At 67.9% G+C, this 10,855-nt stretch carries 8 protein-coding genes; 1 reads left to right on the top strand and 7 read right to left on the bottom strand.

What is annotated here, in order from left to right:
* The first annotated feature begins 9 nt into the window (after window positions 1-9).
* The gene (locus tag QTI05_RS06900) at window positions 10-1,119 is read left to right on the top strand and encodes an acyltransferase family protein (RefSeq protein WP_286623568.1); all 1,110 of its coding nucleotides are present in this window, start codon (window positions 10-12) and stop codon (window positions 1,117-1,119) included.
* Window positions 1,120-1,158: 39 nt separating this feature from the next.
* Here QTI05_RS06900 and QTI05_RS06895 read toward each other — a convergent pair whose 3' ends face one another.
* From QTI05_RS06895 to QTI05_RS06865, 7 genes are all read right to left on the bottom strand, one after another.
* On the bottom strand, window positions 1,159-2,313 hold the full coding sequence (locus QTI05_RS06895) for a toxin-antitoxin system YwqK family antitoxin (RefSeq protein WP_286623567.1): 1,155 nt from the start codon (window positions 2,311-2,313) through the stop codon (window positions 1,159-1,161).
* A 70-nt stretch (window positions 2,314-2,383) separates the two neighbouring features.
* Window positions 2,384-5,992, bottom strand: a complete 3,609-nt coding sequence (locus QTI05_RS06890) for a hydantoinase B/oxoprolinase family protein (RefSeq protein ID WP_286623566.1) — start codon at window positions 5,990-5,992, stop codon at window positions 2,384-2,386.
* A gap of 14 nt (window positions 5,993-6,006) precedes the next feature.
* Window positions 6,007-6,990 (bottom strand): TRAP transporter substrate-binding protein, encoded by a 984-nt coding sequence (locus QTI05_RS06885; protein ID WP_286623565.1) that lies wholly within the window; start codon window positions 6,988-6,990, stop codon window positions 6,007-6,009.
* Window positions 6,991-7,031: 41 nt separating this feature from the next.
* On the bottom strand, window positions 7,032-8,342 hold the full coding sequence (locus QTI05_RS06880; protein ID WP_286623564.1) for a TRAP transporter large permease: 1,311 nt from the start codon (window positions 8,340-8,342) through the stop codon (window positions 7,032-7,034).
* A gap of 12 nt (window positions 8,343-8,354) precedes the next feature.
* The gene (locus QTI05_RS06875) at window positions 8,355-8,888 is read right to left on the bottom strand and encodes a TRAP transporter small permease (protein WP_286624630.1); all 534 of its coding nucleotides are present in this window, start codon (window positions 8,886-8,888) and stop codon (window positions 8,355-8,357) included.
* 79 nt (window positions 8,889-8,967) lie between these two features.
* Complete coding sequence (locus QTI05_RS06870) at window positions 8,968-9,933, bottom strand: TRAP transporter substrate-binding protein (protein WP_286623563.1); 966 nt, start codon at window positions 9,931-9,933, stop codon at window positions 8,968-8,970.
* A 14-nt stretch (window positions 9,934-9,947) separates the two neighbouring features.
* Complete coding sequence (locus QTI05_RS06865; protein WP_286623562.1) at window positions 9,948-10,772, bottom strand: putative hydro-lyase; 825 nt, start codon at window positions 10,770-10,772, stop codon at window positions 9,948-9,950.
* Between the last annotated feature and the right edge of the window lie 83 nt (window positions 10,773-10,855).

The following is a 10,855-nucleotide window of genomic DNA, read 5'->3' as shown; positions in this document are numbered from 1 at the left end:
AACCGACCGATGAACACGGCGCCGCGACGCATCGAAGGCAGCACCAGCCTGGTGCTGGACAGCCTGCGCCTGCTCGCGGCACTCACGGTGCTCTATCGGCACATCGAAGACGTCTGGTTTCCCGCGACGGCGCATGTGGCCCAGCTCCCTGGCGACCTCTCGCACGCGGCGGTGATCGTGTTCTTCGTGTTGTCCGGCTTCGTCATCGCCTACACCACCAGCGAAAAGCAGCGTGGCCTGTCGTCCTATATGCAGGCGCGCTTCAGCCGCCTGTGCTCGATGGTCATTCCAGCGCTGCTGCTGACGGCCGTGGTGGAAATCGTGGTCAGGGTTCAGGCAAACCCCGACCTGATCGCCAACTACGTGCGCGGAACCTTCGGCCCGCGCTATGCCATCACCGCCCTGTTCCTGAACGAGATCTGGTTCTTCTCGGCCGCGCCGCCGGTCAACCGGCCGCTCTGGTCGCTCGGCTTCGAGTTCTGGTACTACGTGATCTTCGGCCTCTGGTACTGCACCGGCCGCGGCCTCAAGTCGTGGGCACTGGCGCTGGGCGCCTGCCTGGTGGCCGGGCCGAAGATCGTGCTGATGATGCCGATCTGGCTGATGGGTTGCGCGGCCTACCACCTGCCGCGGCCGCAACTCGGGCGCGGCCTGTCGTGGCTGTGCGTGGCGCTGGCACTCTCTGCGGCGGCGTGCACCGTGCTCTATCTGCCGCCCTTCCCCTATGCGCTGGGCGAGAAGCCGCTGTTCTTCGCGAACCAGTTCGCGAGCGACTGGGTGGCGGGCGTGTTCGTGGCACTGGCGCTGTGGATGCTGCCACCGGCAGCACCTGCGGCGGCCGTGGTGGCGTCGCCCCGTGTGGCGCGCAACTTCCGGGTGCTGGCCGACCTGACCTTCCCGATCTACGTGCTGCACCATGCGCTGCTGGTGCTCTACCTCGCCCTGTTCGGGCTGAAGGTGAACGACGCCAGCCAGTTCTGGCAGGCGGTCGTCGTGATCCTCGTCGTGTCGTCGCTGCTCGGCCTGGTGCTCGAGTGGCAGCGGCCCAATTGGTCGCGCTTCTTCAGGTGGCTGTTCGCGGCAGTGCAGCCCCGGCTCCGGAAGGCGTTTGCACGCTAGCCGGCGCGGCCATCGCGGCTGGCACGGCGGCTGCAACGGCTATTTGGCAAACGCCTTGCGCGACCCGTCCTCGAACACCTCGTCGTCGCGCTGCAGCTTGCCGGTCTCGTCCCAGGCGCGTTCGCGGGTGACCCGGCCCTTCGCGTCGTAGACCGATTCGGTCACGAGCGTGCCCTTGTCGTCGAAGCGCTGGTGCGTGCCGGCTGGCATCTGGCGGCCGCGCGGCGGGGCGCTGTAGCGGCCCAGGCTGGCGCGCTGGCCGTTGTCGTGGAAGGTGGCGTTCTCGACCGTGCGCGACTCGCCGCTGCCGCTGTAGACCGACTGGCTGCGCGGCTGGCCGTTCAGGAAGAAGCTCTTGTCGCTGACGGGCTCGCCGGTTGCGTTCCAGCGCTGCTCGCGCACCAGCGTGCCGGTTTCAGAGAACGCCTGTTCGACCTGCCGGATGCCGCCGCGTTCGGTCAGGAGCCAGACGGTCTCGGCGCGCTTCACGCCCTCCGCCGAAAAGCGCCGCTCGGTGCGCTGGCTGCCGGTGATCTCCTCCTGTGCCGACGGCTTGCCGTTGTCGTAGAGGTTCTCGCTGCGCTGCCGCTTGCCGCTGGCCCACACGGCGCGGGTGCGCAGGGTGCCACGCGTGTCGAACAGCTCGACCTCCGCAGCCTTGCCGCCGAAGCCGCAGAGCCTGGTGTCGTCGGCCGCGGGGGCCAGCATCGGCCGCTCGCCGCAGCGCAGTGCCGAGAGCTGGCCGCTTTCGTTGAACTCCACCGAAGCCTGTTCGCCCCCGGCCTCGGCGTAGAAAGCCGCTCGGCGCAACTGGCCGTTCGGATGGAAGCTGCGTACCAGGCCGCGCTCGCTGCCGTTGACGTAGGTCGCCTCGCGCAGCACCTGGCCGGTCGGCGAGAACTCGCGCGCCCGGCCCTCAACGTTGCCGTTCGCGTTGACGCTGTGTTCCTTGATGAGCTGGCCCTTGCCGTAGTAGCGCACGATGCCCATGAACACGCCGTTCTTCAGCTCCTGCTCGCGCTGCAGTTCGCCGCTGTCGCGATCCTTGCAGCGCATCAGGCCGGTCTTGCCGGCGGTGGTGCTGCCGTTGGCCGGATTGACGCTCTGGCCGTTGAGTTCGCAGTCCTGGATCGCCATGGCAGCGAACGGCGCGGCAAGGGCGGCTGCAAGCAGCAAGGTACGGGGCGACGACATGGGCAACGCGTCCGGAAGACAAGTGGCGGGGCCACCAGTCTAGCGGGCGGGTGCGCGTGCCACAGGCGTGTCAGTGCACTCCGAAGCCGCCGCCGCCCGGCGTGTGAACCTCGAACACGTCGCCCGGCTTCATCTCGGCCTGGCCGATGTGCGCGAGCAGCAGTTCGGAGCCGTCGGCGCGCACGACGCGGTTCAACCCCACCTGGCCGCACTGTCCGCCCGCGAAGCCGAAGGCCCCGTGCACGCGGCCGTTGGAGAGGATGCTGGCCGTCATGTCTTCCAGGAAGCGCACGCGCCGCACCGCGCCGTCACCGCCGCGCCAGCGCCCGGCGCCACCCGATCCGCGGCGGATTTCGTGGCTGTCGAGCCGCACCGGAAAGCGGAACTCGAGCACCTCGGGGTCGGTCAGGCGCGAGTTGGTCATGTGGGTCTGAACCACGCTGGTGCCGTCGAAGCCGTCGCCCGCACCCGAGCCGCCCGAGAGGGTCTCGTAGTACTGGTGCGACGCATTGCCGAAGGTGAAGTTGTTCATCGTGCACTGGCCAGCGGCCATCACGCCGAGCGCGCCATAGAGCGCGTTGGTGATGCAGGTCGAGGTCTCGACGTTGCCGGCCACCACCGAGGCCGGCGCGTCCGGGTTGAGCATCGAGCCGGGCGGGATGATCACGCGCAGCGGCTTCAGGCAGCCCGCGTTGAGCGGAATGTCGTCGTCGACCAGCGTGCGGAACACATACAGCACGGCGGCCATGCACACCGCGGTGGGCGCGTTGAAGTTGTTGTCCTGCTGGGCCGAGGTGCCGGTGAAGTCGACCTCGGCGCTGCGCGTGGCCGCGTCGACGCGGATCGCCACCTCGATCTGCGCGCCGTTGTCCAGCGGCAGCGTGAAGCGGCCGTCCTTCAGCCGCGTGATGACGCGGCGCACCGACTCCTCTGCGTTGTCCTGCACATGGCGCATGTAGGCCTGCACCACGTCCAGCCCGAACTGCGCGACCATCTTGCGCAGCTCCTGCGCACCTTTCTCGTTGGAGGCGATCTGGGCCTTGAGGTCGGCCATGTTCTGCTGTGGATTGCGCGCCGGGTGGGCGCCGCCCTGCAGCAGCGCCAGCATCCCGGCCTCGCGCAGCACGCCGCGCTCGACCAGCTTGAAGTTGTCGATCTGCACGCCTTCTTCCTCGATGCGCGTGGAGAAGGGCGGCATCGAGCCCGGCGTGGTGCCGCCGATGTCGGCATGGTGGCCGCGGCTGCCGACGTAGAACATCGGCTTGTCGTTCGCCCCGCCATCGTCGAGATACACCGGGGTGATGACCGTGATGTCGGGCAGGTGGGTGCCGCCGTGGTACGGGTCATTCAGCACGTACACATCGCCGGGTTGCATCCGGCCCGCGTTCTCGCGGATCACGGTCTGGATGCTTTCGCCCATGCTGCCCAGGTGCACCGGAATGTGCGGCGCGTTGGCGATGAGCTCGCCCGCACCGTCGAACAGGGCACACGAGAAATCGAGCCGCTCCTTGATGGTCACGGAATAGGCGGTGTTCTGCAACTGCAGCCCCATCTGTTCGGCGACGTTCATGAACAGGTTGTTGAACACCTCGAGCAGCACTGGGTCGACCGTGGTGCCGGCCGCATGCGCGACCGGCCTGGCCGCGCGGCGGTCCAGCATCAGGTGGTCGAGCGCAGTGAGCTGCGCTTCCCAGCCGGGCTCCACCACCGTGGTCGCGTTCTTCTCGGCAATGATCGCGGGGCCGGGAATCACGTCGCCCGGGCGCAGGTCTTCGCGCACGACCAGCGCCGCGTCGTGCCAGGCGCCGCCCGAATACATGCGCACGGTTTCGCGACGCGGCACCTCGCGCACCGGATGCATGGCGTGGCGGGGCTCCGCGGGCGCATCGCCGGGCACCACTGCTTCGACCGACACGGCCTCCACGACCAGTGGCTTGCCCTGCATGAGGAACGCGAAGCGCTGGCGGTACGCCGCCTCGAAGCGGCTCTGGATCGCGGCCAGGTCGCCGAAGGGCACCACCAGCGCCGAGTCGCTGCCTTCGTAGCGCACATGCACCCGATGCAGCACGCTCACCGCACCGGCGTTCACCTGCTGGCGCTCGAGTTCGGCCTGCGCCGCCGCGCCGAGCGCGTCGAGCCGCTCGGCCACGAGGGGCAGCGTTTCCGCTGCCAGCGGCAGCTCGACGGCCTGCTCGCGGATCACGTTCTGGTCGGCCAGCCCCATGCCGTAGGCCGACAGCACGCCGGCCATCGGATGCACGAACACGCGACTCATCCCGAGCGCATCGGCCACCAGGCAGGCGTGCTGGCCGCCGGCACCGCCGAAGCATTGCAGCGTGTAGCGCGTGACGTCGTAGCCGCGCGCCACCGAGATCTTCTTGATCGCGTTCGCCATCTGCTGAACCGCGATCCGGATGAAGCCTTCGGCCACATGTTCGGGGCTGCGCCCGGTCTGCGCCGCCAGCGCGCCGAAGCCGTCCGCCGCCGCAGCGTGGCTCAGCGACTCGTCCGCACCGGGGCCGAACACAGTGGGGAAATAGCGTGGCTGCACCTTGCCGAGCATCACGTTGGCATCGGTCACGGCCAGCGGCCCGCCGCGCCGGTAGCTGGCGGGGCCGGGGTTGGCGCCCGCACTTTCAGGGCCGACGCGGAAGCGCGCGCCGTCGAAGCTCAACACCGAGCCGCCGCCCGCGGCCACGGTGTGGATGCTCATCATCGGCGCGCGCATCCGCACGCCGGCCACCTGCGTCTCGAACTCGCGCTCGAACTCGCCCGCATAGTGCGACACGTCGGTCGAGGTGCCGCCCATGTCGAAGCCGATCACGCGCGCCTGCTCGGCCAGTGCGGCGGTGCGGGCCATGCCCACGATGCCGCCGGCCGGGCCGGACAGGATCGCGTCCTTGCCCTGGAACACCTGCGCGTCGGTCAGGCCACCCGAAGACTGCATGAAGAAGAGCCGCACGCCGGGCATCTCACCTGCCACCTGCTCGACGTAGCGGCGCAGGATCGGCGAGAGGTACGCGTCGACCACGGTGGTGTCGCCGCGGCTCACGAACTTCATCATCGGGCTGGTCTGGTGCGAGGTGCTGATCTGCGTGAAGCCCACTTCGGCGGCGATGCGCCGTGCCGCCTGTTCGTGCGCGCTGTACCGGTAGCCGTGCATGAAGACGATCGCCACGCTGCGCAGGCCGCGGCCGAAGGCGGCCAGCAGCTCGCCGCGCAGGCCGCCCTCGTCGAGCGCCTCGACCACGTCGCCGTGCGCGCCGATGCGCTCGCGCGCTTCGATCACGTCGCTGTAGAGCAGTTCGGGCAGCACGATGTGGCGGTCGAACAGGCGCGGGCGGTTCTGGTAGGCGATGCGCAGCGCATCGCGAAAGCCGCGCGTGGTGACCAGCAGCGTGGGTTCGCCCTTGCGTTCGAGCAACGCGTTGGTGGCCACCGTGGTGCCCATCTTCACGCACTCGACCAATGCCGGCGTGACCGGCTCGCCGGGCTTCAGCCCGAGCAGGTGGCGGATGCCGGCCACGGCCGCGTCCTTGTACTGCTCGGGGTTCTCCGACAGCAGCTTGTGGGTGGTGAGCGAGCCGTCAGGGCGCCGGCCCACGATGTCGGTGAAGGTGCCGCCGCGGTCGATCCAGAATTGCCAGCGGTTGCTGAGGGGAGTGGGTTGGTCTTGCATGGTGGAGCGGTCGCTCAGCGTTTGCTGTCGACGTAGTAAGGAACAAAGATGCGGTTGGCTTCATTGCCGACCGAGCGCACCCATTCGAGCGAGAACTTCTCGCCCATGCGCTTGAGGTCGGCCTCGAAGTCCGGCGAAACGCGGCCGACCTGGAGGCCGCGGCTGCGCAGTTCGTTGGTGGCGTCGGCGGCTGCGGCCTGGCTCAGGGCCCAGCCGCGCGCCTCGGCCTCCTGCCCGGCGGCCAGCAGCATCTGCTGCAGATCGGGTGCAAGCGCCTCGAAGGCCTTCCGGTTGACGAAGACGATGTTCTTCGGAAACCAGGCATTGATCTCGTAGTAGTACTTCGCGCGGCCCCACACCTGGTTCTCCACGCCGGTGACCGCCGAGGTGATCATGCTGGTGATGCGGCCGGTGGCGAGCGCCTGGTTCACCTCGACCATCGGCACGTCGACCGGTGTGGCGCCCAGCAGCTCGGCAATGCGTTCGGTGGTCTGGTTGTAGGTGCGCATGCGCGCGCCGCGGAAGTCGGCCGCCGTGCGCACCGGCGTGTCGGTGTAGAGCCCCTGCGGCGGCCACGGAACGGCATAGAGCGCCTGGAGGCCGCGTGCCGCGAAGTGCTGGTCGATCAGCGGCCGCTGCAGCGTCCACATGCGCCGCGCGTCGGCGTAGCTTCCCACCACGAACGGAACGGCGTCGGCCCCCGCGATCGGGATCTCCTTCACCATGCTGGTCATGATGGTCTCGCCGGCCTGCACCTTGCCGTCCTGCACCGCCTGCCGGATGTCCGCCAGCTTCACCAGCGCGTTGTTCGGCTTCACTTCGATGCGCAGGCGGCCTGCGCTGGCGCGCGCCACGTCGGCCGCCATGCGCTCGATGTTCTGCGTGTGGAACGACTCGATGCGGTAGCCGGTGGCCAGCTGCCACTGGACGGCGGTTTGCGCCAGGCAAGGCTGTCCCGACGCGGCTGCGAATGCAGTCGCGATCCAGATGTGCTTCATGCGGATCCCCTAAGAGCGCAACGGCTGGCGTTGCGGGTGCGTCACTTCGCCGGCCCCATCACGAGGTCGGGCACGATCGTCACGATCTGCGGGAACACGGTGATCAACCCGATGCAGAGCACCAGGCAAAGGAAGAACGGGATCGCGGCCCGCGCGATGCGGTTGCTGTCCTTGCCGGTCATGTTCTGCAGCACGAAGAGATTGAAGCCCACGGGTGGCGTGACTTCGGCAATCTCCACCAGCAGGATCACGAAGATGCCGAACCAGATGAGATCGAAGCCGGCCTTCTGGATCATGGGCAGCACCACGGCGGCGGTCAGCACGATCATGCTGATGCCATCCAGCGCCGTGCCGAGCACCAGGTACACGAGCACCAGGCAGGCAATCAACGCGTAGGGCGACAGGTGCATCGAATTGACCCACTCGGCCAGCTCGCGCGGGATGCCGGTGAAGGCCATGGTCTTGGTCAGGAAGGCCGCGCCCGCGAGGATGAACATGATCATGCAGCTGGTGCGTGCCGATCCGAAGAGGCCTTCCTTGAAGTTGCTCCATGTGAGCGAGCGGCTCCAGGCTGCCAGGGCCAGCGCGCCGACCACGCCGTAGGCAGCGCACTCGGTGGCCGTGGCCCAGCCCGCCACCAGCGACCAGCAGATGAACACGATCAGCAATGCGCAGGGGATCAGGTTCCTGGAGAGGCGCAGCTTTTCGCGCAGGCTGGTCGGCGGCTCTTCCGCGGGCATCAGTGCCTTGTTGCGCAGCGCCCACCAGGCGATGTAGGCGCAGAACAGGAACATCAGCACCAGGCCGGGCAGGAAGCCTGCCAGGAAGATGCGGATGATCGACGCATCGGCGGCCACCGCGTAGACCACCATGGTGATCGACGGCGGGATCAGGATGCCGAGCGTGCCCGCCGTGGCCAGTGAGCCGATGGCGATGTTCTCGTCGTAGCCGCGCTTCTTCAGCTCGGGCAGCGAAACCTTGGCGATCGTTGCGCAAGTCGCGGCGGATGAGCCGGACACCGAGCCGAAGATGCCGCAGCCCAGAATCGTGGTGTGGAACAGCCGTCCGGGGATTCTGCCGAGCCAGGGTGCCAGGCCGGTGAACATTTCCTGGCTGAGCTTGGTGCGAAACAGTATCTCGCCCATCCAGATGAACAGCGGCAGCGCCGCCAGCTCCCAGCTGGCATTGCTTTCCCAGAAGGCCGAGAACAGGTTCAGGCCCGGCTGGCTGGTCGTGAAGAAGGCCTGGCCAACCCAGCCGCAGATCGCCAGTGTCATGGCAATCCAGACACCGCCGGACAGCATGAGCAGCATCAGCAACAGGAGAATGGCACCGACGGTGAGGATGTCCATGATCTTGACCTTTCAGAGATCGGAAGAGAAGTCGCCCTGGGCGTGGCGTTCTTCCACCAGTCGCACGTAGGTCGGAATGCCGCCGCGTACGACGATCAGCAGTTCGTCGAGCAGCGCCACCAGGAACAGGACCGAACCGATGGCAAAGCTCATCTGCGGAATCCAGATCGGTATCGCCCAGAGTCCCTGCGCCAGCTCGTTGAACTGCCAGCTCTCGAACGTGAACCGGCAGGCCCACCAGGCGAGGTATCCCATCGCGACGCAAGCCACCGCGAGGCAGGCCAGTTCGAAGCGGCGCCGGTTGGGCACGGAGAGCTTTTCCAGCACCAGCGTGACCCGCACGAAGTCGCCATGCTTGAAGGCATGGGCCATCGTCATGAAGGCGGCGGCGGCACACAGCCACGACACCACGTCGGTGATGGCGCCGGTCTGAAAGCCGAACTGCCGCCCCAGCGTCTGGACAACCATCAGGATGCAGATGAGCGCGATGCAGCCCGCGCCCAATGCGCCGGCCACCAGGTAGGTGCGGTCGAGCGCGCGCCGCAGTGCGTGCGGCGCTGCCGACGGGGCGGCGGCGATGCCGTCCAGGGGCGTGTCCATATTGGCGGTCAGCGACATGGGAGGCTCACTTCCGGGCGTAGGTGTCGATGACCGCCTGGCCATCGGCACCGGCCAGCTTGATCCAGTCGGCCGTCATGCGGTCGCCGATGACCTTGAGTTCCTTCTTCAGGCCTTCGGCGCCGACGTCGACGGTCATGCCCCGGGCGGCCAGCTCCTTGATGTACTCCTCGTTCTTCTGCTCGCTGAGCTTCCAGCCGCGCTGCTCGGAGGCCGCGGCCTGTTGCAGCACCGCCTCCTGCGTCGGCTTGTCCAGGGCCTCGAACGCCTTCTGGTTGACCACCACGGCGTTGCGCGGCAGCCAGGCTGCCACACCATAGAAGTACTTGATGCTCTCGTACAACTTGCTGTCCACGCCGCTCGCGCTGGACGTGAGGAAGTTGTCCACGCCGCCGGTGGCCAGCGCCGCCGGCAGTTCGGCCAGCTGGATCGTCACCGGCTGCGCACCCACGGCCGTCGCGATGTACGAGGTGGCCGGGTTGTAGGCGCGCATCTTGGTGCGGTTGAGATCCTTGAGTGTCGCCACCGGCTTGGTGGAGTACAGGCTCTGCGGCGGCCACGGCACCGTGTAGAGGAGCTTGACGCCCTGCGCGGCCAACGTCTTCGCCAGCAGCGGCCGGGAGGCTTCGTCCAGCCGTTTCGAGTCTGCATAGCTCGTGGCCAGGAACGGAATGGAGTCGATGCCGAACACCGGCGCTTCGTTCGAGGCGCCCGACAGGAGGAGTTCCCCGGCCGGCACCTGGGCCGACTGCACGGCGCGCTTGATTTCGTTCGCCTTGAAGAGCGAGGCATTGGCGTGCACCGCGATCTTGAGCTTTCCGCCGGTGGCCTTCTCGACGCCTTCTGCGAACTGCTGCAGGTTCTGCACCGGGAATGTGTTGACGCCGTAGCCGGACGGCAGATCCCACTTGACCTGGGCGGAGGCGGTGCCGGCAGCCGCGGCCGCGGCCAGGCAGAGCATGAGTTTTTTCATCGGGGGGTCCTTGTTCAGAAGCTGGCGAGCTGGTGGTTGAAAAGATCGGTGATGAGCATCGCGCCCGGGGCGTGCGTGATGCAGAACGCGGGGCGGGCCTGCGCGATGGCCGCCTGGGGCGTGACGCCGCAGGCCCAGAACACGGGCAGCTCGTCGGGCAGCACCGCCACCGCGTCGCCGTAGTCGGGTTTCGACAGGTCGGCGATGCCGATCAGCGCGGGGTCGCCGATGTGCACCGGCGCACCGTGCACGGCCGGAAAGCGCGAGGTGATCTGGATCGCGCGGATCGCATCCGGCGCGCGCAGCGGCCGCATCGACACCACCATCGGCCCGCTGAACGGGCCTGCGGCCTCGGTTGCGATGTTGCTGCGGTACATGGCCACGTTGCGGCCTTCGGCCACGTGGCGCAGCGGCAGCCCGGCTTCGAGCAGTGCCTGTTCGAACGAGAAGGAACATCCGATCACGAAGGTCACCAGGTCGTCGCGCCAGAGGCTGGTGATGTCGGTCGGCTGCTCGACCAGCTCGCCCTCGCGCCAGACCCGGTAGCGCGGCACGTCGGTGCGGATGTCGATGTCGCGGCCCAGCGTGGGCAGCAGCGGCTGGCCGGGCTCCGACACGGCCAGCAGCGGGCAGGGCTTGGGGTTGCGCTGGCAATAGCGCAGGAAGTCGTTGGCAAAGGCCTCGGGAAGGATGACCACGTTGCCCTGCACGTGGGCCTGTGCAGCGCCGCTGGTGTGCGCTGTCCAGTCGCCCTTGCGGATCATTTGCCGCACCTGGGCGGGATCCTGCAATGCCTTGCTGCCGGCGCCCTGTGGCGCGAAACCTGAAGTTGAGCCCACCGCATCTCCTTGTCGGAAACATGTCACCTGGATGACGATGGGCGGATTGTGGTGGGCGCCTTACCCCACCGCAAACTCAAAAA

The sequence above is a fragment of the Variovorax fucosicus genome, assembly GCF_030316825.1.
GTDB lineage: Bacteria > Pseudomonadota > Gammaproteobacteria > Burkholderiales > Burkholderiaceae_C > Variovorax > Variovorax fucosicus.
Note: the sequence above shows the minus strand (reverse complement) of the source record. Positions and strands in the feature narration are given on the sequence as shown.

Excerpts from the sequence above, each read along its gene's own strand:
- QTI05_RS06895 (WP_286623567.1), bottom strand. The coding sequence starts at position 2,313 with ATGTCGTCGCCCCGTACCTTGCTGCTTGCAGCCGCCCTTGCCGCGCCG.
- QTI05_RS06900 (WP_286623568.1), top strand. The coding sequence starts at position 10 with ATGAACACGGCGCCGCGACGCATCGAAGGCAGCACCAGCCTGGTGCTG.
- QTI05_RS06890 (WP_286623566.1), bottom strand. The coding sequence starts at position 5,992 with ATGCAAGACCAACCCACTCCCCTCAGCAACCGCTGGCAATTCTGGATC.
- QTI05_RS06885 (WP_286623565.1), bottom strand. The coding sequence starts at position 6,990 with ATGAAGCACATCTGGATCGCGACTGCATTCGCAGCCGCGTCGGGACAG.
- QTI05_RS06880 (WP_286623564.1), bottom strand. The coding sequence starts at position 8,342 with ATGGACATCCTCACCGTCGGTGCCATTCTCCTGTTGCTGATGCTGCTC.
- QTI05_RS06870 (WP_286623563.1), bottom strand. The coding sequence starts at position 9,933 with ATGAAAAAACTCATGCTCTGCCTGGCCGCGGCCGCGGCTGCCGGCACC.